Annotated in this window: 18 protein-coding genes; 7 read left to right on the top strand and 11 right to left on the bottom strand. The window is 37.7% G+C overall.

What is annotated here, in order from left to right; all coding sequences use genetic code 11:
• Positions 1–342: 342 nt before the first annotated feature.
• Entirely contained in the window at positions 343–2,319 is a 1,977-nt protein-coding gene (locus tag ACSZOX_RS04755) for a beta-N-acetylhexosaminidase family protein (protein ID WP_437918665.1), read from the bottom strand.
• Between the two features lie 386 nt (positions 2,320–2,705).
• Here ACSZOX_RS04755 and ACSZOX_RS04750 point away from each other — a divergent pair, with 386 nt between their 5' ends.
• The 3 genes from ACSZOX_RS04750 to ACSZOX_RS04740 all read left to right on the top strand — a co-directional run bounded on the left by ACSZOX_RS04750 (position 2,706) and on the right by ACSZOX_RS04740 (position 4,322).
• The gene (locus ACSZOX_RS04750; RefSeq protein WP_437918664.1) at positions 2,706–3,170 is read left to right on the top strand and encodes a hypothetical protein; all 465 of its coding nucleotides are present in this window, start codon (positions 2,706–2,708) and stop codon (positions 3,168–3,170) included.
• 184 nt (positions 3,171–3,354) lie between these two features.
• Complete coding sequence (locus tag ACSZOX_RS04745; protein WP_437918663.1) at positions 3,355–3,783, top strand: DUF5367 domain-containing protein; 429 nt, start codon at positions 3,355–3,357, stop codon at positions 3,781–3,783.
• 287 nt (positions 3,784–4,070) lie between these two features.
• On the top strand, positions 4,071–4,322 hold the full coding sequence (locus tag ACSZOX_RS04740; protein WP_437918662.1) for an RNA polymerase sigma factor: 252 nt from the start codon (positions 4,071–4,073) through the stop codon (positions 4,320–4,322).
• Between the two features lie 310 nt (positions 4,323–4,632).
• Here ACSZOX_RS04740 and ACSZOX_RS04735 read toward each other — a convergent pair whose 3' ends face one another.
• From ACSZOX_RS04735 to ACSZOX_RS04710, 6 genes are all read right to left on the bottom strand, one after another.
• Positions 4,633–5,805: an NRAMP family divalent metal transporter gene (locus tag ACSZOX_RS04735; RefSeq protein WP_437918661.1), complete on the bottom strand. Its 1,173-nt coding sequence runs from the start codon at positions 5,803–5,805 to the stop codon at positions 4,633–4,635.
• Positions 5,802–6,560, bottom strand: a complete 759-nt coding sequence (locus ACSZOX_RS04730; protein ID WP_437918660.1) for a LamB/YcsF family protein — start codon at positions 6,558–6,560, stop codon at positions 5,802–5,804. The genes ACSZOX_RS04735 and ACSZOX_RS04730 overlap by 4 nt, the downstream gene beginning before the upstream one ends.
• Complete coding sequence (locus ACSZOX_RS04725; protein WP_437918659.1) at positions 6,550–7,509, bottom strand: biotin-dependent carboxyltransferase family protein; 960 nt, start codon at positions 7,507–7,509, stop codon at positions 6,550–6,552. Before ACSZOX_RS04725 ends, ACSZOX_RS04730 begins: the two co-directional genes overlap by 11 nt.
• Positions 7,499–8,194 (bottom strand): 5-oxoprolinase subunit PxpB, encoded by a 696-nt coding sequence (gene pxpB / locus ACSZOX_RS04720; RefSeq protein WP_437918658.1) that lies wholly within the window; start codon positions 8,192–8,194, stop codon positions 7,499–7,501. The genes ACSZOX_RS04725 and pxpB overlap by 11 nt, the downstream gene beginning before the upstream one ends.
• Positions 8,195–8,403: 209 nt before the next feature.
• Positions 8,404–10,092, bottom strand: coding sequence for a sodium:solute symporter family protein (locus ACSZOX_RS04715; RefSeq protein WP_437918657.1), 1,689 nt, complete (start codon positions 10,090–10,092; stop codon positions 8,404–8,406).
• Positions 10,093–10,128: 36 nt separating this feature from the next.
• Positions 10,129–12,402, bottom strand: coding sequence for an FAD-dependent oxidoreductase (locus tag ACSZOX_RS04710; RefSeq protein ID WP_437918656.1), 2,274 nt, complete (start codon positions 12,400–12,402; stop codon positions 10,129–10,131).
• 166 nt (positions 12,403–12,568) lie between these two features.
• Between ACSZOX_RS04710 and ACSZOX_RS04705 the strand changes: the two genes are divergently transcribed.
• The 4 genes from ACSZOX_RS04705 to bla all read left to right on the top strand — a co-directional run bounded on the left by ACSZOX_RS04705 (position 12,569) and on the right by bla (position 17,290).
• Positions 12,569–13,594, top strand: coding sequence for a LacI family DNA-binding transcriptional regulator (locus ACSZOX_RS04705; RefSeq protein WP_437918655.1), 1,026 nt, complete (start codon positions 12,569–12,571; stop codon positions 13,592–13,594).
• Between the two features lie 283 nt (positions 13,595–13,877).
• Positions 13,878–14,579, top strand: coding sequence for a hypothetical protein (locus ACSZOX_RS04700; RefSeq protein ID WP_437918654.1), 702 nt, complete (start codon positions 13,878–13,880; stop codon positions 14,577–14,579).
• Positions 14,580–14,888: 309 nt separating this feature from the next.
• Positions 14,889–16,016, top strand: a complete 1,128-nt coding sequence (locus tag ACSZOX_RS04695) for a DUF4861 family protein (protein ID WP_437918653.1) — start codon at positions 14,889–14,891, stop codon at positions 16,014–16,016.
• Positions 16,017–16,369: 353 nt separating this feature from the next.
• Complete coding sequence (gene bla / locus ACSZOX_RS04690) at positions 16,370–17,290, top strand: class A beta-lactamase, subclass A2 (RefSeq protein WP_437918652.1); 921 nt, start codon at positions 16,370–16,372, stop codon at positions 17,288–17,290.
• A gap of 114 nt (positions 17,291–17,404) precedes the next feature.
• Here the strand turns inward: bla and ACSZOX_RS04685 are convergent, their stop codons facing one another.
• The 4 genes from ACSZOX_RS04685 to ACSZOX_RS04670 all read right to left on the bottom strand — a co-directional run bounded on the left by ACSZOX_RS04685 (position 17,405) and on the right by ACSZOX_RS04670 (position 23,031).
• Positions 17,405–17,863, bottom strand: a complete 459-nt coding sequence (locus tag ACSZOX_RS04685) for a hypothetical protein (RefSeq protein WP_437918651.1) — start codon at positions 17,861–17,863, stop codon at positions 17,405–17,407.
• A gap of 82 nt (positions 17,864–17,945) precedes the next feature.
• The gene (locus tag ACSZOX_RS04680; RefSeq protein ID WP_437918650.1) at positions 17,946–19,193 is read right to left on the bottom strand and encodes a hypothetical protein; all 1,248 of its coding nucleotides are present in this window, start codon (positions 19,191–19,193) and stop codon (positions 17,946–17,948) included.
• A 408-nt stretch (positions 19,194–19,601) separates the two neighbouring features.
• Positions 19,602–21,941, bottom strand: coding sequence for a beta-galactosidase (locus ACSZOX_RS04675; RefSeq protein ID WP_437918649.1), 2,340 nt, complete (start codon positions 21,939–21,941; stop codon positions 19,602–19,604).
• Between the two features lie 346 nt (positions 21,942–22,287).
• Positions 22,288–23,031 carry a DUF2971 domain-containing protein gene (locus ACSZOX_RS04670; protein WP_437918648.1) on the bottom strand — a complete coding sequence of 248 codons (744 nt, stop codon included), beginning with the start codon at positions 23,029–23,031 and terminating at the stop codon, positions 22,288–22,290.
• Positions 23,032–23,526: the final 495 nt, after the last annotated feature.

Below are 23,526 nucleotides of genomic sequence, written 5' to 3'. Positions count from 1 at the left end.
TTTTTAAGTTACTAAAAATAAAAACCACATGCTAACCTTTTTCTAGTTTTAGCTCCTTGTTACTTGCTAAACGAGACCATAAATATCCTTTCTTTTGATTTCCATTATCTCCCCGATTCAACGATAAATAATGCTCTAACAATATATAAATTAGGATAAATACAGCTATTCTCTGAACTTAGTATATGAATGTTTGAGCTAAATAAACAAAGTCCCCTCATAGATCATTGTATTCTTCGAAGGCTAACAATGATTTATGAAGGGACCTGAAACGTAACCTTGGGAATCGATTACGGCAGATTATCTTTAAGATTTTCGATAGATGTTTTTACCTGAAAAAAATCAAAAGGAAATTAAACTTGGTGCAATTGCAATAAAACGATCCAATACTCCATCAGCAATCTTAACAGAACCTTCGAAACGGGTAGCACCAGGTACAGATTGAATCGCTGATGCTTCGGCAGCAAGCTTTTTCGCTTCTTCAAAATAACGACCTGCTTCAGAGTCAGACTGACTAGCCGCTTTAAGTCCAGCTGCTGTAGATTCTAAGGCTTTTCCCCATAAAGACATAGCATCTAACCATGGCCACGCTTCAGTAATAAATGCCGTATCAACAATACCATAACGAATAATTTCTGGTGAATGGGCAAAATTAGCGGCATGCTCAGCAAGCTGAGCAATTGCTTGATTTCTGCTTGCAGGATTTCCATTAGCGATAGCATCTTCCACGTTGTCGAGTAAAGCTTTTAAACTGGGAGCTTGTGCTTGCCAAGGATGGGTACCAAAAGTAGGTGCTAGACGCTGAGTATCGAAAAAGGTCAACAAAGCTTCGCTCACGGATTTATTCCAACCCGCAAGCTCGCGCGCGGCAAATTTCCAAGTCCGCTCAGCATCATATCCCTTGTCGTTCCAAGCAAAGGCTACGACCCCAGTAACTGCAATACGACTTGCTATTTCTTGATTCATCGGATTAGAAACTATACCTGAAAGTTCTTTAGACAAGCCGGCTTCGCGTCGTATGTAAGGTGCCAATAATAATCTCCCGCTCGATTCTTGATAATCGTTGACGGGATAATTATCCCACAGAAATGTCTTGCGGCCGAATGCTTTCGTTGCAGCCTGAGCATCTGAAATTGAAATAGCGGGAGGTACGACATCTGTTCCTGTCCATTGCACAACGATACTCGGATTAAGATGCTTGCGTAGAGCAGCTTTGTAAGGACTTTCCTTTGCATCATAGTACTCCGTCGGCACCATAATCAATGGAGGAGCAACTGGATCAATCTCTTTCATACTAGCCTGTACAGCATTTAGTAAATGAGCTTGTGCACGAGCAGCAGCTTCTGCACCCGAAGGTCCAAACGTAATCGAATCTAGTTCACAATTCCATTTGGTATATTCAATATCGTCCAGCGCAACATAGAAACTATGAATACCTACAGCACGGAGTGCGCTGAACTTTCTTAAAAGGGCCTGAAGATCATCCGGATCTGCAAAACAAACCGTTGGCCCAGGGGAAATTGCATATACAAAGTTGATATGGTTACTCTGGGCAACTTTTGCAAGTTTCTCTAACTCTTTCAAAGTCGCTGTTGGGTATGGATCACGCCAACGATCACGCGCATAAGGATCATCTTTTGGACTATAAATAAATGTATTTGCTTTTACAGTAGCCAGAAAGTGGATATGCTTTTCTCGTTCCTTCATAGACCAAGGTTTTCCATAAAAACCTTCGATCGTTCCTCTGATCGGCAATGCGGGATGGTCGTTAATAACAATCGCCGGTAAAACTGCTCTATTAACCAGCTGCCGGAAAGTCTGTACAGCGTAGAACAAACCATCTGCATCTTTACCTACCAGCGTAAGAAGTGCCCCCTTATATGTGAGCTTACTTGCAATAGTATATCCGTTCGTGTTTGTGTCTAACGTATTCGTGATTTGCTTAAGTGCATCAACTACATAAGGCTCTTCTTGGGTACCTATCACAATGTAGATCCCATCGATAATTTTAGGTATTTTTTTTACTGTTTTTATCGTTTGTACTCCAGCATCTTTTAATACTTTTGTCAGCAGTGATTGTGTTTCACTACCGACCATTGCAGGAGAAACCAGAAAAACAGATTGCCCCAACATAAAACTCCCCTTTCCAAGTTCAATGGATACAGGTGTCGGAAAAATAGAAGGCAAGGTTGACGGATCAGGCAACGAAGAGCTCTTCGTTAAAAATGTGTCCTTAGCCGATTGAGCTGGGCTTATACTTACGCATAACAGCGGCATCGTAACAACGGCGAGTAGTAACTTTTTAAAATTATTTGTCATAGCAATCAAAATTAAAAAAATATCTAGGTGATCTGCAAGAAAGTGAACAGAACATTCTCTTCGTATCGATTAATTTACTTTTGGCTTTTTTATCCTACTAAATCATTTTAGTATGAAAGTGTTATTTATAAACGATATCGCAGATAAATAGGGATTTCTATACGAAAACTACGATCAGCATTCTCAACGAGAATTACGAAAAGAAATTCATTTCCTACAGCATGAAGGGTATTATGATTCTCTTTTTTGAAAACAGCATTGGTCTTTAAGCACCACAATTGATTTGGGCAATAGAATATAATTCAATATCTTTAGCGAAATATAGTTCGCTCAATGAACGTAGCTATTAGGCTAAATCAATTCCAATAATGAATTTTGAAGTGAAGATGACACAAATATTTCGTTACCGTGTTTTCACCATGTTTATGGTGACTTTCTCCTTATCATCATGTTTAAAAGACGAATCTACTGTCCCAATTGTGATAATAGATCCATCGCCTTGGTATAGCTATTCTTCTGTTTGGAATGAGGTTGCTCAAAAAAAGGGAGACAATGAATTTATTTCGATTGAAAATAGTAATACTTTTTCACTTTCGTGGGACTATGTCGATAGTACGAAATCTACAATAATTGGAAAATACACTTATATCCCGACAAACTTCTTCTATAAAATCGATACGACAGGACACTTCTTAGCAAAAAACAACAGTATGTTCTTCATACGTGCTTCCACTTACAAACTCGATACTATAGCCACATTTCTCTATCGTATCGAAAATAATACGTTAACGCTACGGGACACTTCTGTATCCCCAAATATGGAAATCACCTATAAAGCGGAGAATAACTAATATCAATTAAAACTCATCTAATAAATATATTATACGAATCACAAAAGAGTTTCATAAAACAACAGATCTCTTCTCCAGATAGTCGATAAATATCCGCATACAACCATATCCATATTTCGATGACGAAATACGGAATTCCCCCTAGATACTTATGTTTAATATATTAAAAGATTAATAAATAATAATGAAAACACATAAAGAAAACTACCTACTTCCTAGTTTTATCGTTGGCTTTTTGGTTTGGCTTTTAGCTACCGCATTGTTTAGGATTGCAGGGCACCACTTTTTTATTGTCGACGATGTGTACGTAATGGTCGTTTTATATAGTATCCTAATACCATCATTAGGCTTCATTTCGACTTCGGTTTTCAATCGGTTTAAGCTAGATAATCTAAAAAGTATAAAATCGGCAACCCTTATGGTTTTACCGGGAATGATACTGGATACAATATGTATACAGTTTTTTGAAAAGCTATTCCCTAATATGCCTGAAATTTACAGTAAAACTTTTGGTTCATGGCTCATGTTTGCATACGCTGTTGTATTAATTTGCGGGCTTTTTAGAAAAAACAAGCAGATAAAAATTGAGTATAGTCAACCAAGTTTCAAATAATTCGCTATAATAATTTACCTCATCCACTACAGCATCAAGTGTCTTCCTGTTTTAAAGCAGAAAACAGCATGCTTCTACATCACTGTGGCTGTAAAGTTTTATTTTCTCATTATTTCTGTAACGAATCGTATCTTTTTCTTACTTACTGCCTAAAAGAAATAGAAACAGATTAATCTTACAAGAAATGAAAAATCTATTGAATTTTGCATGGGAATTTACCCGCTCAACCTCAAGCCTTTATTTAATAAAAGAACAGAAAATCTATCAAATAAAACAATGAACAACAAGTGGATAAGAAAGAAAAACAATTTCTGAAATTGATAACGTCTCATAAAGGTATTCTTCACAAAGTAGGAAGAATATATATGGACACCATATCTGATCGCGAAGATCTTCATCAAGAGATTATCATCCAACTTTGGAAATCCTACGAGAGTTTTAAAGGTGACAGTGAATTTTCTTCGTGGATGTATCGTGTGGCAGTGAATACAGCAATCTCTTACTACAAGAAGGAAAAACGACTGGCTGCTATGATGTAGCAGCCTTCTAAAATGAAAATCACGAAACGAAATCGTAATAAGGAGATACCAAGATTCTTTTTTTTATTCAGGCTAATTATTTGGATAACAAAAACAACTACTGTTTCAGACCAACTAACAAAAGAAACTCATACTGCCTAAGATCCTGTAAGATTCGACGGCTCTACAAAAGCTTACAGCACGGTTGAAAATACTGATATCGCTTTTTCCGTTTTAGGTGATAGCTTAATTTTGTTTAGTCAGAATATGATAAATTTGACGAAGCAGGATACAGCTGCATAATAACATGTCAAAACAGTAAGTGTAATCCTTATAAAAACGAAAACAACACCTTGATACTCATGTACGCCATTACCGCAACAATTAATACACCAATGAGCGTTAAAAAAATCGGTTGCTTGTAATCTCCTACAATACGAGGGCTGTAAGCAGCAAAAAGCATAACGCTTAATGAAATAGGCAATATAATACCGTTGACAGCACCAGCTATGATCAACAGATTGACAGGCTTCCCTATCAAAGCAAAAATGACTGTTGAGATTACTATAAATGCTATTATTATCCGATTTTCATTTTTAGCAATTCTAGGATTGAAAGATTTTATAAAGGACACAGAGGTATACGCCGAACCAATAATAGAAGTGACAGAAGCAGCAAACATCACCAGTCCAAAGAGCCTATACCCAAAGTTTCCGGCTGCCAATTTAAATACCGATGCAGTCGGATTCCCACTATCGATCATCAGCCCTTGACCAATAACACCAAGGGAAGCTAAAAAGAGAAAAATTCGAATAAGAGATGCCACACTGATTCCCATTACAGCGCTGTTGCTAACTTTCGACAAAGCAGCGGCACCAGTAACACCCGCATCAATTAACCGATGTCCTCCTGCAAAAGTGATATATCCACCGACTGTCCCTCCCACCAAGGTGATAATAGCCATAAAATCAACCTGTAGCGGTACAACAGTTCTCAGTGCAGCTTGGGTAATCGGAGGTTTGGAGACTACACTAATATAGATTATTGCCAGAATCATCACTGCCCCCATAATTTGTGTAAATCTATCCATTGCTTTACCAGCTTGTCTATTTACAAAAATTCCAATTGAGATAGCGGAAGCGATAATTGCCCCAGTTTTAACGTCTATACCCAACAGGGCCTCCAGTCCGAGGCCAGCACCTCCAATATTACCTATATTAAAAGCTAATCCACCTGCTATGATCAAAAGCGAAATAAATCCACCAAGTCCCGGCACCAGTACATTCGCAATATCCTGCGCTCTTTTTTCTGAAACTGCTATTATTCTCCAGATGTTTAATTGGACACCAATATCAATTAGGATTGAGATCAATATTACAAAACCAAAGCTAGCGCCGAGGGAAGTTGTAAAAACCGTAGTCTGCGTGAGAAATCCAGGCCCTACTGCTGAAGTGGCCATTAAAAGCGCTGCGCCGATCAGTGCCGAATTATTTTTAGTTTTCATCCGATCTCTATTTTTTCTTGCTTTAATGTTGTTGCAATTGCTCGAGCCAGTTCAACAGCCGCCATATTATCACCGTGCAAACATATAGTGTCTGCATGGATTTCTATCTCATGTCCATCAAAAGATTCGACCTTGCCAAACTTCACCATTTTTAAAACTTGATCAATAACAAGATTTTGATCACGGATAATAGCGTGATGCAGCGACCTCGGCGTTAAACTACCATCTTGTTGATAGCTACGATCTGCAAATACTTCACTGAATACCTGTAAACCAATACTCCGGGCTTCCTTGACGAGCAGGCTACCAGAAAGACCATATAAAATCAAATCTGGGTCAAAGGAATAAACAGCCTGACAAATAGCCTTTGCCAGAAGGCTATCCTTTGCGGCCATATTATACAGCGCGCCATGAGGTTTTACATGGTTAAGTTTTGTTCCAAGACTTTTAGCACAGCCTGCTAACGCCGCTATCTGATAAACCGTCAGATCATAGACTTCTTTCGGCGTAACTTGAATTTCTCGTCTACCAAATCCGTCCTTATCATTTAACCCCGGATGAGCACCAATTTTCACATTATGCTGTAGTGCTAATTCTATCGTTTTCATAATCGTCGAGGGATCTCCTGCATGTAAACCACAAGCTATATTTGCTGACGAAATATAAGGGAGAATCTGCTCATCATTGCCGAACGTCCACTGTCCGAAGCCTTCTCCCAGATCACAGTTCAAGTCTACACTTAATTTACTTTCCATACTTAATTGCTATTGCTCTTTTTAATTGGCTGATTTGCTTATGCTGTAACCGCACTAGTAACTGCGCCTCTTCTAGAGTAATCATTTCAAATTGGATCTTCTCGTGAGGCATTTTTTGTACAATAATTGGTATGTCAATACTAGCAACCTGCGCTATAACTGGATATCCGCCAGTTGTCGGCCTATCAGACAAGAGAATAATCGGTGTTCCCTCAGGAGGAACCTGAATTGTCCCTAAGGTAACTGCAGACGATAGAATTTCTTTCTTGATTTTTCTGGTCAAAGGTGAAGAAAGTAACCTGTATCCCATTCTATTTGAGTTTACGTCCACTGTAAATATACTCGAAAAAAAAGCATTGAGACTATCTCCGTCAAATTGATCAATATGTGGGCCTTTGATTACACGCACAATTTTGGATGCTATATTTGCATAAACTTTTGGACTTATATGCCAATTAAATTGTCTTTTTTCACATGAATAAGGAGAACGAAAACCAATCGTATCTTGATTTTCCAAGGCTCGTCCCAGCAAACCTCCGATCTTTGCAGGAAGATAAGTCGATCGACTTTGCATCACCAAGGGAATGTCGAGTCCTCCATAAAAACAGATGTAACATCTGCAGCCATACCTCAACTTCCCAAACGTCAACCGAGAGCCCGCTTTTACAAACAACGGCTTCCACATGACAACAGGCAAATCATCGATTCTAGGAGACAAGTCTCCTCCCGTTAATGCGATAAGTTGGTCAGTACGAAACATTAAGGCAGGTCCAATCACTGTACATTCAAGTCCAGCTTCGTTTTCAGGATTTCCAAGTAGTATATTACCTAAGCGTAAGGCCAAAAGATCCATAGCGCCACCCACTACCATCCCATACCGCTGGTAACCAAGCCTTCCCAAGTCCTGTACCGTTGTTAACATTCCGCTCTTTATAACGCTAATTCCCATTTTCTGCAGACTTGATACGTAAAAACTCTTCCTTACTAATAGCAACAAACCGTAAGGTATCTCCTGCCGAAAGCAGCGACGGTTTCTCGCGTCTGATATCGAATAAATTTAAAGGTGTTTGACCTATAATCTGCCATCCTCCTGGTGTATCCAACGGATAAACTCCCGTTTGTTCTCCTGCGATCCCTACCGACCCCGCATTTATTCTTAAACGGGGCGCTTCTCTTCGTGGTGTTGACAATCTTTTATCCATCCCTCCTAAGTAAGGAAATCCAGGTACAAAACCTATCATGTAAACCAAATACTCTTTATCAGTGTGCAGTGTTATGATCTGACTTCTATCCAAACCAGTATAACGCTCCACTTCGTCTAAATCCTGACCGTCATACCAAACAGGAATAATCTTCACAGTCTTCGTTTCATTCTCGAGATCAGCAACTTTCGCCAAAAAATCTTCCAGACAGGCACATAACTCTGTGTAAGTTAGCAATTCAGGATCATAATAGATCGTAATAGTCGTAAATGCTGGAACATATTCCAAAAGTCCTACGATTTCGATATGATCTAAATCTCGACATATCCCCTGTATACGGGAATTAATGTCTGTAGAGATAACATCCCCCAAATCGAGCACCAAAGCTGCATCTCCCAAAGGATAATATTTTATCAAATTCGACAGTACCATTCGTCAGTTCATTCAGATTATACTACCAATATAGTACAAATTTATCGACGATCGTATCCTAAACTCAAGTAAGCTATTTGCCCGTGAGCACTTTTCAAAACAACTTATGGGCAAATAAAATTTATCTGTTGCTAGAATCAATACCAAGCAAAAAGCGCAAACGTTTCCAATTTTTGAAAACGTTTGCAAAGAGCAACAGCATGTTAGTTTTACACGCTTTTACCCTTATTTTTTAAAGCAATGAGTATAATAAAACCTCCGATGAGTACGGTGGATCCAACAATAATTACCGGAACTGAAAAAGCAACTGAAGCCAAACCTAACAAAACAATTCCAAGGCCTACTACACAAATAGAAATAGCAATAACCTTTATTCCGAAGCGGTTTTGTTCATTGGCGGTGAAATCGGCATTTTCATTACTAGTATCCTTCACTTCGCGAACTATTAAACGGTTAGCTTTAATCGCTAAGGCTTTTTCTGATTTAAAACCGCAGGATTTATACCACAGTTCAGCCATCAAAAGCAAGAGCAGAGGAATTCCCATACCGAAAGTAGCTTCCCAGGTTCTATCCAGCTTAATTCCTGTTAATATTGGATTAAGGATCTTCAAATAAAGGTTAATGAGCAAAGCCGACAGCGTTATCAGAACAACAGATCTGCCCGTTTGGCGATCAGAAAAAAGAGACCATAGCAAGGGGGTAAAAAGTGCCCCACCTGCAATAGAGGCGGTACTTAAAACTACTTCCACGATTCCACCCGCACTAGGGATCCAAAGTGCAACTACGATCGTGGCCGCGCCAAACAGCAATGTAAAGATTCGCGCCACCAAAATAACTTCCTTTTCCGACGCTTTAGGTCTCATCAAATGGTGGTAAATATCTTGTGCAAAAACTGTTGCCGCCATATTAATTGTCGTATTCGCTTTACTAGAGGTAGCTGAGACCATCCCAGCCAGAACCAATCCGATCAGACCTGCTGGCATGACCGACTGTATCAACCTCATATAGGCATCTTCTGCCTCCAAACCTTGTAAATCAGGATTAATAACTCTATAAATCATAGGTGGGACCATCCATATAATCGGACAAACCAAATAAAGAATGGTAAAAATTCCGGCAACCTTTCTCGATTGTTTTTCGTTGCTAACGCTCGTATAGCGCTGTACATAGGACCAATTCCCACCGATATAAAATGTCTGGTATACAATAAATGCCAACATAAATCCATAGGTGTACTCTTCATTTACAAGGGTAAAGAAACCATCTGGAGTCTTATCAAACAAATTATTAACTCCTCCTATTTCTTGGAAAGAAATAGGTATAACGATTAATACAGCGGCCGTTAATATCACAAATTGAACAACGTCCGTTACCAAAACCGCCCAAAGTCCACCTGCCGCTGTATACAAGGCAATAATAGCCCCAATGATCAATACACATATTTCTAATGATAGGCCAGACGCAACGTGCACCATCTTCCCAACAGGATAAAGTACCGCAGCAGTAGTGAAAAGACTTAGAAGCAATGTAAGGTAGGTATAAAACTGTTTTTCAGATGCACCAAAACGTTTTCCAACATATTCTGCCGCTGTGGCTACACCTGTTTTTTTCCATTTTGAAGCTATAAAAAGCATGACTAAAAACCCACTTATCGCCATAGTCATCTGTATTGTATTCGCGACAAGACCATTTTTATAAGCTATCGATCCCCAAACTACGAAAGTTCCTGCTGAGAAATAGCTGATGAAAAGTGACAATCCATTAATCCACCAGGGGGTTTCTGCACCAGCTTCAAAAAATGCTTGCCCGTTTTTGTTTCCAACCCTCGTAAAGGTCAGCCCTATGGCGAAAATAAGTAGGGCAAATACGCCCATAACAATAAAGTCCAGATTCGACATGTTATCTATTTATCAAATTTATTTAGATTTTAACGACTAGTAGCAATGTACAGAAAATATAGCTGCCGGAACATATATAGACGGATGTTCCACTACTACCGTTAGTCTTTCCGTTATAACCGCATTTTCGAACTTGATCTCATTACGCGTTTGATAATTAGCATTCATCGCGTAAATCTCCGTGCCCTGATCATCGTAAATTTTGTAATTTCTAATGCAGAAGGGCATTATTCTTTCTGGGTGTCCCATCAATACGGATTCCATAGGATGATCGAAATCGGAATCAAAAGAAAACACTATCGTGTTGATGCTTTTTTTTCCGTCAAATGATATTATTAATGTTGGATTGGTATCTGCAGGATCAGCGACCCAAGCATTAGGTTTCGTTACAGGTCTGTCTACACCATTCTTGAGATTATCAACAGAGAACACATCTAGGCTTTCTGCAATACGCATAGCAATGTTCTCACCAGAAGGTCTCCTTTGTGGGCACCAGAATTCAAATTCGTCCACGCCAGATCCCGGTGTAGGTACCTGTCTTCCATAATTAGAAACTGCCTTATTGACCAAATTAAAAACAGAAAGCATACCCGTTACCCTTTGGTTAGTATAGCCCAATTTAATATCTTCATTTGTTCGGAAAACAACAAATACGTACGCTTCGTCGGTTACATAAGTGTCAAAGTCCAAATCTACGTAGCCGCTTTCGACAATATTTATTTTTTTTGTACTTAGCAAAATATCTGGCGTAAAGTTTCCTCTTCGACTACTCGACCAAAGTTCACAGGTCAACAAAGTCGGTTTTTCCGATTCCAAAGGGATCTTAAATGTGGGCACCTTCCCTGCTTTAAGAGGTACGAGTTGCGCCGCGGCTATTGAAAGATCTTTCCAAGAATGAATTTCGTGGAAACCAGAAAACTCAAAAGTTGACGAAGCTTGGATCTCACTATACTGAACTAAATCAGTATCTTCTTTTAAGAATACCCCTGGAATATGTTGGCCCACTTTCATCAGCTCTTTCTGAAGTTGCCCAATATGTCCCTGTTGTAACAATTCCCTCGGCATGACATTATGTTTGTTACAAAGTGATGCCGCGATTCCAACAGCTTGCGCCGCATATGCAGCGGTAGCCATCACCCTTGTTGCTCCAAATGCAATATGGGAAACACTAATAATGCGCCCTGCTAGAAATAGGTTATCAATGTTCCTACTATACATGCTCCTGTAAGGGATATGAAAAATCCCTTTACTATGCCATTGATTACACCCAGGTCTCTCAGAAAAAACGCCATCTGCTGGATGAAGATCTATAGACCAGCCGCCATAAGCTACCGCATCTTCATGCGCTATTTGTTTAATCAAATCATGCTGGGTCATGATATAATCTCCTTCAAACCTTCTACTTTCTCTCTTTCCTGGTATAGTACCTACCCACTCCAATGTTAGAGTTTCTGCTTCTGGAAAATTTCCTGAATTTTTGATGTAATTCCAGACGCCATAGATCACTTTCCACAATTCCCATTTAATGGTTTCCGTTTGATGAACGGTATCTAGCCTTCCTCCGTATTCTACCCACCACAACCGACAACCATAATCTTGTGCATTAAAACTGCGATAACGTGGTATTTCTGTAATATCTTCCAATGCGAATTTTGGGGCTTCGAACTTTACCGGCTTTCCAGTGTCCTTACTATAGAAATAAAGTGAATGCCCCAACAACTCCCCATACTCGGCCGATGGAGCCATCGGTTCGTCGAATTCCTCTTGTTTCTCTGCTCCCATTCTAAACGCCGCTCCAGCTAAAAAACCGACAATCCCATCACCCGAAGCATCGCAAAACAAAGGAGCCTTCAAGATGTACTCCGTTGAGTTTTGACTGCAAAATGCTTTAAGTAAACGTATTTTCTCTGCACTTTCTTTCTCTAAACTGTATACAACTGTATTCAAAAGCAATGTAATGTTAGACTCATTTTTGACTTTATCCAAAAGTAAAATATCTAGAATCAAGGGGTTCCCCTCAGGATTTTTATAGGTATTTTCTACAAGAATCTCGTCGATTACACCTCCTTCACGCGCCCACCTATTGTTATTTCCCATATGTGAAGTTGCTCCTAGAATCCAGAGCCTAACTTCGCTGGAAGAATTACCGCCGAGCACTGGTCTATCCTGAACCAGAACAACTTTAGTTCCAGCTCTTGCAGCTGTTATTGCAGCACATACTCCGGCTAGTCCTCCTCCAGTTATTATCAAATCTGCATTCAATTCTTGAGTATGCAGCTTTCTATCAAATGCAACGTCCTGTCTAATCATGAAAATGTTTTGAGATGTTTTATAATTTGCACTAAATTATCTGATATCTCCAACAATAAAGTGCTGTTGGATGCCTTATTTCTTTTGGAAACGCTCCCAAAAATTGCAAACGTTTCCAAAGTGCGGATTCGACCTATTTTTATGCTTTTTTTTGTAACTTAGGAATATGAAGAGTCATCAAGTAACCATTATAGACCTCGCTGCAGAACTGAATATTTCCATTTCTACCGTATCCCGTGCGCTTTCCGGACACCCTAACGTCAAAGCTGAAACGCGTCGTGCCGTTCTGGAATTGGCGGAGAAACTTGACTATCAGCGCAATCAGATGTCTATAAGCTTTATGACCAGCAAAACAAAGACGATTGGTATAATTGTCCCAGAATTCACTTCATCATTTTTCTCACAATTGGTTACGGAAGCGCAAAATGAAGCGAGTCGAAATGGCTATATGGTGCTTATATGCCAAAGTAATGAAAACTATAATATTGAGGTTGCCAATACACAATTGATGAGGAATAGAGTCGATGGGGTCATGATGTCTATAACCAAGGAAACAAAAAATTTCGATCATCTACACACCTTACACAAACGAGGAATCCCTATTGTTTTATTTAACCGGGTTTGTGATGAAATTATGGCTCCAAAAGTTATAATCGATGATTACGATGCAGCCTTTAAAGCCGTGGAGCATTTGATTACAACAGGAAAAAAAAGAATAGCACATTTAGCTGGCCCTCCTTCTTTAAATGTCAGCAAAAAGAGACTCAATGGCTATATAGATGCATTAAAAAAAAACAATATCCCAATCGATGAAAGTCTAATTATTTCGTACGATCTCAACGTAGACACTGTAAAAACGCACATTAAACAATTATTAGCTTTAGAAAACCCTCCTGACGGAATCTTTGCAATTAATGATCCAGCGGCAATCGAGTCTATACAAACTCTTAAACAAGTGGGAAAAAAAATACCCGATGAGATTGCTGTAGTAGGTTTTAGTGATGACATTGTTTCTAAATACATAGAACCGGGGTTAACAACCGTTGCACAGCCTGTCGCCGAAATGGCTGTAACATCAGTTCAATTATTGCTAGAACTTGTAAATACAGATCCTGCTGATTGGAAAAGAGTAATCAAGGTTTTAAATACAGAACTCATAATAAGAGAGTCTACGATGAGCAAAAAATCTTAATTTAAAAAATTAATTTTTGAAATCGACACATCATATTTTCATTCACGAAAAGCGAATTTAGATTTCTTAATCCAATTTTTTAGATCTATTCATACGAATGTAAGTATCCTAAATTTTAATTGATCCCTGAGCCTGTTTACGAACTTAAATGTAGTTAGCAGCCCTAGAGAAAAATATTATAGAGTAACCTAATTAGCTAAATAGCATAAAAAAAACGTTCATTTACAATGACTTTGCTTTTTTTCCATATATTTACGCCTGCCTATAAACTAACAATTAAAAGATGAGAAGAAATACCCTGTACTACCTATCAATGGTAATATTTGTTTTAGCATGTTCCAAGTCCGAGCCAAAATCGTATGAATACTATAACAATTTAGTTAACGAAAAATATGAAGAAATAAATACGCTTATCCAATCCGTTTCTTGTACAAATATTGATGAATTTGAAATTGTTAGAATACAACGTTATTACCTCGTCCACCCATCGATAAGAACAGTTTTTGATAAACTTCAGACAGAATTAGCGCAACTCGAAAAAGAAAAAAGTATAGCTTATGTCAGAGAGGGCTGGATAGGGGGCGACACCTCTCCAACGATACCGAACCATCCTGTAAAGAAAATTTGCGAGAATGGGAAACCTAGACTACTCTACGTAAACGACCTCTCTATAGAGGAAATTGATGCAGAACTACCTAACAGATATGAGAAGATAAAGACTTTTTATAAAGACGTTTCATGTACCGACGCAAATCAATGGATAGGCCGTTACCTTGTTTCAGCCAATTGTAATATGGAAGTTGTTGCCATCCATGAGACAGTTCAAAATGAGGAAGTCGTTGCAAAAATTGACCTATACAATCTCATGATGATAAAGAAATTACGTTCAGAAAAGCAGGAGTGTATCGGATCCATATACGACAAATTCTTCGAAAGTAAAACCGTACAATGTGAAAATGGCAAGCCTGTAGTATCATCAGAATAATGCTGATGCTATTTTATGATCTAACGGGTAATCCTATCAAAGATTCGATGCTGCAAATATGGAGTGCCATTAGTTGCGCATTATTTGAGATAGATCATACTGACTTTAAGACATATCTAACAATCTAAATAAGGAGACCTCGACTTCTTTAGCATGAGATTAAAATTCGTTTCTGTAGTCATCACGCACGCCGTTTTATATCGTATTTCTTTACTTGATATCAAAAAACATGTGTATTTTAGTAGCCTAACGAACGAGGTACGTAGGCCTAATCCCAGTAAACATTGATATAGCTTTAAAAATCAAATAATGATCAACAATAAAAGTTTCACTATTTTACTCGCATGCTGCTCATCCCTACTTGTGAGCAATGCACAACATATTACAGTATATAATCCCTTAAGTTTTGAAAGAACAGAGATAATTTCTATTCCGTTTCAAGATTTTACAACTAATTTCAATGTAGATTCTGTGTTTAGTATTTATCAAAACGAAACCGATAATATTATCCCACACCAAATTGAGAAACTTGGAGACACGAAGCCAAAAAATGTACTGCTACAGGTAAAAATAAAACCAAAGTCAAAAATTGTGCTGAATGTAAAAAGCACGATACAGACCAGTGTGAATAAAACTTTTGCGAGACAGGTACCGGAACGTTTTCAAGATTTCGCATGGGAAAACGATGTTGTGGCATTTCGATTTTACGGAAAGGCATTAGAAGGAAAACCTGACGATGCGCATGGTCTTGACTTTTGGGCAAAGCGAACTGAAAACCTAATTATCGACAAGTGGTATGCAAAAGGAGACTATCATCGGGATTATGGCGAAGGCCTCGATTATTACAGTGTAGGCAAAACACTTGGAGCCGGGGATATCGGAGCATTTTTCGATAACGACGTACAGTATACAAAGCATTACCGTACTTACACGATATTAGACGCCGGCCCAATAAGAACTACGTTCAAATTAACATACGATAAGGATATTATAAATAATCAAAAGATAACAGTAGAAAAAACAGTATCTCTCGATGCTGGCGAACAGTTTAATAAAATTACCGTAGATGTAATTAACGAGCAAAATGACCAAACGCCTATGGTCATCGGACTTTCGAGACGTTCTGAAGACCAACCTCAGGTATCATATGATTCTCGAAAAGGCTGGCTTTCTTATTGGGAACCTGACATTAATAACCATGGGCATACTGGCACGGCACTCATTTCGAACAGTAAAAATGCTCGTTTTATACTTGATAGAAAGGAACAATACCTAATCCCTTTAACAAGTCGCAATGGTCAATCTTTAACTTATTATAATGGAGCCGCGTGGGATCATGCTGGATTGATAACAAACGCTGAAAGTTGGAAAACATACGTAGAGCAGAAAGCATTACGATTAAAACAGCCGCTCAAAGTTAAATTGGTTTCCAGATAATCAGGTGTGCTAACTTCAAAAAAATACGTACGGGTAAACTGAAGGAAAACGAGCAGAACGATAATTTGTTTTTTTAAGGTCATATGGAATGTTCAGGTTATTTTCATTTGTGTTTTGCAATCGTGGATTTCATATAATTTTTCTCGATTAGAAAGTCTAAATATGTATATGAGAAAACGAAGCTAGACTATGAAAATGGATTTTATTAAAAGAGCTCCCCTATTCGTATTATTATTGTTTTTTAGCTTGATTTCCTGTGAGCATCAGTTAAAAAATAATGAGAACAATCAATCCCACGAAACAAGCCGAGTATCTTTATAATTTAACACAATACTACAGCATTAAAGAAACGAATGAACATGAAAGTAATCGCCCAATTAGCTATTTTGATACCGTTGATCTTTTCAAGTTGCAAAACGCCAGTTCAAGACATGGGTTTGCTACGAAATAAAATACAGCAAATCATATCAGAAAAAAAGGCCGTCGTTGGCGTTTCGATTATTGGCAACAAAGGCAAAGACACCCTTTCTTTCAACGGCGACAGAAAATTCCCTATGCAAAGTGTCTTTAAATCCCACATTGCACTTGCTGTTTTGTCCGAAGTCGACAAAGGAAAGCTGTCGTTAAATCAGGAGTTGGTGATAACCAAAGATGATCTTTTGCCTTTAGGCTTTTGGAGTCCACTTCGAGATGAAAATCCTGATGGGGGACGTTTTACGATAGCAAGGTTAATTCAATATGCAGTTTCCGATAGCGACAATAATGCTTGCGATATTTTAATAAAACTTATTGGCACACCGAAAATGGTAGAAGCATATATTAAAAAGAATGGTATCCAAGATATAGCGATTACTTTCAACGAGGAGGGAATGCAATCAAAATGGGAAAATATGTTCCAAAATTGGACCACACCAAAAGCTGCAAGCAAAACCCTTCAATTGTTTTACGAGAATGAAAATAACCTACTCTCAGAAGCAAGTCATGATTTTTTTTGGAAAACAAACATAGAAACAACTACTGGAGAAAAACGCATTAAAGGACAATTGCCTAGTGATATCGTTGTGGCGCACAAGACCGGTTGGTCAGGAACAAATAAAGAAACTGGTGTTACAGATGCTGTAAACGATATTGGAATAGTATTTTTACCAAATGGAGAATATTTTATCGTCAGCATATTTATATCTGAATCAATCGAAAACATTGAAACTAACGAGAAAATTATAGCAGATATAGCAAAAGCGGTGTACGACTTTTATACGATGACCGATAAATAGGATATTGTATGTAAGATTTTTTTGATAGCCCATACTTGCACTTATAAGAGATTCTACCGATAACCGACGATCTAGTCTTCTACAAGTATACAGTAATTAAAAATTTTGCTTCATCTATGATGCTATGGAAAATTCATTTTTTATGGCCTGCGATAATGCCTCGGGATTTGACGTACCGATACGTACAGTTTTCTTTTTTTCTTTTCCGTACCGAATCCGGACGGCTTGATTTCCCTGTATATTATACAGCATACCATCGCTTGTAAAGCGTATCCCCCATCCACTTATCCAGCTTGTCCTGACTTCATGAACCTCTATAATATCCGAAGGTTTAATTCGAATGCAGATCAATCCTATACCGTAAATAAGTCGGATTGTCTGATCACTCACAACAACGCGAAGTCGGTAAAAGGATAACAGGACAAGAAGTAGAATAGAGCCGAGAACGATAAATCCCGGTGTGTCTATGGGATTATTTCCGTACCCACGGACGTAACTAACAATAAATATAAGCAAAACCAATGCAGTTAAAGCGGTAGTTTTCCATCCATATTGCGTTGTTTGATAGTTCATATTTTAAATAACTTTAATGAAATTATTATGATAAGATAAGATGTCTTTAAGGTTTGAAATTGTAACAGCTGAACAAAACCTGTCATCTAAGCGCCTGCAATGTCCGGACTTCATCTTCGTGATCATTTTCATAAATCTTATAAAACCAAGGAATTCCAAGATTGCCTTCTTGCACTCTTACCTCAATATCAGTAACACCTTCCGTCACATCGTTACCTAAAAAGTTCAAATCAAGCAATTTTTCACCTAATTGTTCATTTTCAAAAGCAACATATTGAAATACTGAATGGAAAATGGTAAGCTGATACTTGGAAGTTACTATGCCTCTCTCCCATCGATACCCTTGTATATTTCCAGCCATGTTCCCTACCTTCAGAAAAGAAATAAAGTAAACAGATAGTAAACTAAATACGATAGCATATAGGGGGATGCTTAGTTTCAATGGCACACCCCTCTTCCGATTATCCACAAACAAACGTATGAATGACGTAGCGAATGCGCTAAAAATAAGTCCCCATTTAATAAAATAGAGCTCGTTCATGACGTAAGTATTTGAAAACATAGTTATACCAAAGTAAAGTACCGAAAACACCGTACAGATCGCAATGATAAATGCTTTGTTAGGAGAAAAGAGATTCCAACTTTGGATTAGCGTGTGCAACTGGATGCCTATTCCTAAACAAATGATAATCAACATAACGAAATCCGTATATAGAAATTGACCGATTAAGGAAAAAAATAGTACGCCAGTAACAAGGAGTGTAATGATAAATCCCAAAAATAACTTGTTCCCTTTATTGTTTGACAGATGCTGGTAATATTGCGTTACTGTCTGATCGTACATTCTATCCATAACCTCTTCTTTAAGATAGAATTCAGAAAAGTCTTCTGTTTTCAGATAAGCCAAATGCGAGTCGATCAGCGCTCTTTTGTTGGTTAACCAAGAACTCAATCTATAGTTCTTAGCAACTTTCTCTGCCGGATTATTTATTAATAACAGATTATAACTTTCCATTGCTAAGATGTCTCCATTACTCCAATTAAATTTTCGCTGTACTTGTTTTATATCCTTCACCACGCAGCCATCTTTTGTAACAATAGCTTTCCAAGAAAAGATGTATATCAAATAATTTAACAGCAAATATGAAAAAATACTTCCCACCACTATTTTTAAAGTACACAGAATCCATCCCAATATATCTAAGCTTTTGTTATTCACTAAGTTGATCGTTGTTATTGCAATGAAGTGAAAAATTAAAAATAACAAGAGGATTATAGCTACACGGTAGGCTATGGAATAACGAAGGGTATGTACTTTCTCAATGGTCATAATTTAAAAGGCAACATTCAAATTTCAGATTGTAATTCAATGGTTATTTCAAATATACGATTTTACTTTTTATTTCAACCTTTTTTTAAGTATTTAAAAACAATAATACATAAAATATTAAAAATGAAAAACATACCATCGAATTAAAAACAAATACACCTTTAATAAACATTGCAAAAAAAAGAAGTATATCGATCCTACTCTATATCGTATTAACTATCAGAATTGTATCAATCTTATGTTAGAATATGAACTGAATAGTCCTGAGACTGACATTCTACAAAGGCATCTATAAACTGGAAGCTAACTTTGATAAAAAACAAAAGACAGCTAGTAATTACAAAGAATGTAACGACTAGCTGTCTGCAAGTGATTATTAGAAAATCAAGTTGATTCTGCCGACTACGGCTAGAACTTAAATTTTGCGGTTTTCATAAAAATGCGGTAATCTTTAATCATCCCAGGTTTGTCTGCTTCTGCGCGTGGGAGATACGAAAAACCAGAAATGAATTTCTCTTCCCCGATGTCTATAATCAACTGATGTGGATAGGGGTCGCTTTTCGAAGAGTATCGTGTATGCCAAAAAGTAGACTCTTGCAAATCGAATACATTACTGGCCAGATTGTTTACAGCCTCTGTTTCTTCGCTGTCTGCATAAACTACCTTCCATTTATCACGAGATATAGGTTTGCCATCTTCGCCAAGCAATTCCAGCTCCGCCATCGAAGCATAACTATCAGCAGCATGAGAATTTAGAGCGTCAAAGCAGAAATATCGTATTTTTTCTCCTTTATCAAAATGAATATGTTGCCAACCATTTCCTGAACGGAAAGAGCCTCGGTGATAAACCTTTTCTTTGGAAAGGTCTAGTTCTTGTCCCGCTAGACGATGAGTATTTGGATTACTGAGGTTCAATTGATCCAAAATTGGGGTACGTAGGCCCTGAATTGCAGCTTCTTTTGGAGATGCTAAATCGAAGATAATAATCTCGTTTTCGCCCTCCTTCAACCAGCAGCCTGGCATGTATAAAGTCTGTTGCGGTCCAATCTCCCAATATCGGCCTAGTGCATGACCATTTACCCAAACCATTCCTTTCGACCAGGTACTCATATCTAAAAACGTATCTCCCGTTCTATCTAGCATGAACGTCCCCTTATAGTAAGCGGCTACATTTTTAACAACGTTACCTTTTTTATATTTTTTATTCTTAACAAAAGAATGATCTACCGGAAAACTATATACCTGCCAGTCCTTTAACTCTTCAGAACGGTCTCCCACTCTTAATTCCACCTTCTCTGTAATTCCTTTCCAATCGTATATGCCTTTACCAAAATTCATACGTCCCATAGGTTCTACCAATATATCCAGGACATCACCTTCTTTTACAGGAGGAATTTCAGCGGTACTTTCCCCCTTCATCCTATCCAAGGTAGCTACCAACTTACGATTAATAAAAACCAATGCCCAATCATGCGCTTCAGTAATCACCAACAAATGCTTCTCCGAATTCTTAGTCAATTTGGTACGGTACATAATACTCCCCCACCCCTGATCAAAAAATTCCATGGATTTAATGTTTTCGCTGTACTGCGGCTCGGGTAGATTATCAAATAGGGACGCTACTTGAGCAAGCTTAAACTTCGGTATACTTACCGTAGAAATTGAGTCAGGTACATCCCCTAACACCTCACCTTCAAGAAGATAATTTTTCAATAAATTCCGGACCTCCCAGAACTTCGGTGTAACTTTACCCGACTCGCTGATTGGAGCATCATAATCGTACGATGTAGAAGTTGGCGAGAAATTAGGGAAATTAGCTCCTGCCCAATGTCCAAAACTCGTTCCGCCATGTGCCATATATAGACTAAAGGAAATATTTTTCTCCATCATTTCGCCCATTCCCTTAATAAGCTCAGCAGCACTGCGGGTTTCGTGCTTTGCTCCCCAGTGATCGAACCATCCAGACCAAAATTCGCTACACATTAACGGAATATTGGGACGCAATTCTTTCAATTTCTTAAACTGAGCATCAATATTTGCTCCTGTCCCGAAGTTGATCGTCCATAAAAGATCATCCAGTCCATTATTTTGAAAATTAGAACTCCAATCACACTGAAAAAGAGGAACATCTGTAAAACCAGCCTTTTTCACGACATCTCTTATTGCAGAAATATATTCTTTGTCCGTATCGTAGGAGCCATATTCATTTTCAACTTGTACCATAAGGATATTTCCACCTCTAGTAATCTGAAGTGATGAAAGCTGTTTACCGACTTCATTCATAAATACACCTACACGTTCCATAAAATACGGATCTTTTTTACGCAGCGCTATATCTTTCTTCTTTAACAACCACCAGGGTAATCCACCCATTTCCCACTCGGCACATACATAGGGACCAGGACGTACAATAACATACATTCCATTTTTCTCCGCTAAACGACAAAATGCCGCAATATCCTTTTGTCCGCTGAAATCGAATTTCCCCTCCACCATCTCATGGTAATTCCAAAATACATACAAACATATGGTATTCATACCCATAGCTTTTGCCATTTTAATACGATGTTCCCAATAAGGTTTAGGTATTCTTGGATAATGGATCTCAGCAGCTCTTACAACAAAGGGCTTACCATTTAGCAAAAAGGTATTGTCTCCAATTTCAAATTTGGTTACAGTTGATGTTTGTGCATCTCCCTTTTCGAAAAGGAAAAACAACATCAACATCAGAAAGATGTACTTCTTCATATAAAATTAAATGTGTATCAAAATCGGGTCAGTATATATATTAAATAGCCGTTCGTTCTGTTTTAAATTTATCATGTGATAAATAAGAATTTTGAGCATTTTTTTGGCGACATCAATGTAATAGATAAATATAATAAATGTCGTGAAAACGCTTAAAAAAATTTTAAACTATATTTTTTTGATAACGATTAAAGTAACTACGATAGTTACCTTTTAAAAGCTTTAGATCTCAACAGATTAAATATATAACAAAAAATTATATATGTTTTTTTCCAAAGCTAGCTCCAGAATTCGAAGCTATTAAACAGACAATATAGAATAGATGCTAACAGGATTTACGTTCGTGTCAGATTTTTCTTCTTTCCAACAGCTTAGGTTCCGATCTATATATTTGATAAAATTTTATTCCCATAGGTAACAGCGCTTTCATCACATGTACAATGAGCTTATTAGAAGCTTTTTCACCGAAAGTGATTGATTTCAGACATTTTCTGTCGTAGTTAAAAAGTCCATCTTCACTCGTCGTTATTCGCCATTCGCGCTCGTCAGACTTCACTTTGTTCGCATGAAAAAGAAAATTGTTTATGTTTTTCTGTATCGGTCTAAAAATAGAAAAGTTTTCGACTTTCTCCGCATATCTTACCTGCTCCATGCGCGAACTAGCAATAGGAACAATTCCTTTAGCCGATCGAAGACCAAAGTCTTTCACTTTGTAAATTTCATACTCTATGCAGTACCCCTTATGCTCGGCACCATAATTTTCCCACATCAGATCATAACTGTAATTATCTGATAGAGCATACACGCCGCTATTTAAAGCTGTTTTTCGAGCGTCTGCATGGGCATGATTTATCGTATTCTTATCATATGCCTTTTTGAGTTTAAGGAAACCGAATACATTCCATGAATCAACGTCGTTCATTGACGTATCCTCGCCGTTAGCGAGTTGCTCAATAGCGCCCTTAATATTTGCTAATTTTGAAAAGTACACTTCATTATTTTGGATCATTTGAAGATCTCGATCGAATAAGCGTAGCCCATCAAGGGAATCCAAGTCGATATTTCCCCTGTACTTGTATAGCTTTGGCATGTTATGTAATTTCCTGATGTAATAATCCCATAAAACGAGATGACTTTCGTTAACGATTCCATTATTTATTCACACAATATTTACAACAAAAACGAAGACTACCGTCCTACTTACGTCGTAAAAACTTATTGGTGTGAAGTGGCCATAATTCAATAAAAAGACGTAATAAATATCTCTGTTTTGATAATAAATATTCTTCATTATCAAAACAAACACAACATACACCTACTTTCACTAAGCAGGTCTGAAAATAAAATATTTTTATGATTTATCGTAAAACATTAACACTTATTGACAATATTCAACCAAATAAAGTTAATTACTTCCTTAAACAACTTATTTTTAACTATAAAACAATCACATCTAATACATTCACATGTCGATATAAAATAAGATAGTCTTTCGGTATAGAAAAATAAAATAACTTAGCAGATCTTTCCATACGGTTTGATGCGGCTCTGTGCCTTGCACAATTTATGGCTAAAACAAATCAAC

Source organism: Sphingobacterium sp. LRF_L2 (assembly GCF_965644235.1).
GTDB lineage: Bacteria > Bacteroidota > Bacteroidia > Sphingobacteriales > Sphingobacteriaceae > Sphingobacterium.
This window is presented reverse-complemented; position numbering and strand designations above follow the sequence as displayed.

What these genes read in the sequence shown, in the direction of transcription:
- ACSZOX_RS04670 (WP_437918648.1), bottom strand. Translation starts at nt 23,031, where the DNA reads ATGCCAAAGCTATACAAGTACAGGGGAAATATCGACTTGGATTCCCTT.
- pxpB (WP_437918658.1), bottom strand. Translation starts at nt 8,194, where the DNA reads ATGGTACTGTCGAATTTGATAAAATATTATCCTTTGGGAGATGCAGCT.
- ACSZOX_RS04680 (WP_437918650.1), bottom strand. Translation starts at nt 19,193, where the DNA reads ATGACCATTGAGAAAGTACATACCCTTCGTTATTCCATAGCCTACCGT.
- ACSZOX_RS04705 (WP_437918655.1), top strand. Translation starts at nt 12,569, where the DNA reads ATGAAGAGTCATCAAGTAACCATTATAGACCTCGCTGCAGAACTGAAT.
- ACSZOX_RS04755 (WP_437918665.1), bottom strand. Translation starts at nt 2,319, where the DNA reads ATGACAAATAATTTTAAAAAGTTACTACTCGCCGTTGTTACGATGCCG.
- ACSZOX_RS04715 (WP_437918657.1), bottom strand. Translation starts at nt 10,092, where the DNA reads ATGTCGAATCTGGACTTTATTGTTATGGGCGTATTTGCCCTACTTATT.
- ACSZOX_RS04745 (WP_437918663.1), top strand. Translation starts at nt 3,355, where the DNA reads ATGAAAACACATAAAGAAAACTACCTACTTCCTAGTTTTATCGTTGGC.
- ACSZOX_RS04700 (WP_437918654.1), top strand. Translation starts at nt 13,878, where the DNA reads ATGAGAAGAAATACCCTGTACTACCTATCAATGGTAATATTTGTTTTA.
- bla (WP_437918652.1), top strand. Translation starts at nt 16,370, where the DNA reads ATGAACATGAAAGTAATCGCCCAATTAGCTATTTTGATACCGTTGATC.
- ACSZOX_RS04675 (WP_437918649.1), bottom strand. Translation starts at nt 21,941, where the DNA reads ATGAAGAAGTACATCTTTCTGATGTTGATGTTGTTTTTCCTTTTCGAA.
- ACSZOX_RS04730 (WP_437918660.1), bottom strand. Translation starts at nt 6,560, where the DNA reads ATGGAAAGTAAATTAAGTGTAGACTTGAACTGTGATCTGGGAGAAGGC.
- ACSZOX_RS04735 (WP_437918661.1), bottom strand. Translation starts at nt 5,805, where the DNA reads ATGAAAACTAAAAATAATTCGGCACTGATCGGCGCAGCGCTTTTAATG.
- ACSZOX_RS04710 (WP_437918656.1), bottom strand. Translation starts at nt 12,402, where the DNA reads ATGATTAGACAGGACGTTGCATTTGATAGAAAGCTGCATACTCAAGAA.
- ACSZOX_RS04725 (WP_437918659.1), bottom strand. Translation starts at nt 7,509, where the DNA reads ATGGGAATTAGCGTTATAAAGAGCGGAATGTTAACAACGGTACAGGAC.
- ACSZOX_RS04750 (WP_437918664.1), top strand. Translation starts at nt 2,706, where the DNA reads ATGACACAAATATTTCGTTACCGTGTTTTCACCATGTTTATGGTGACT.
- ACSZOX_RS04685 (WP_437918651.1), bottom strand. Translation starts at nt 17,863, where the DNA reads ATGAACTATCAAACAACGCAATATGGATGGAAAACTACCGCTTTAACT.
- ACSZOX_RS04695 (WP_437918653.1), top strand. Translation starts at nt 14,889, where the DNA reads ATGATCAACAATAAAAGTTTCACTATTTTACTCGCATGCTGCTCATCC.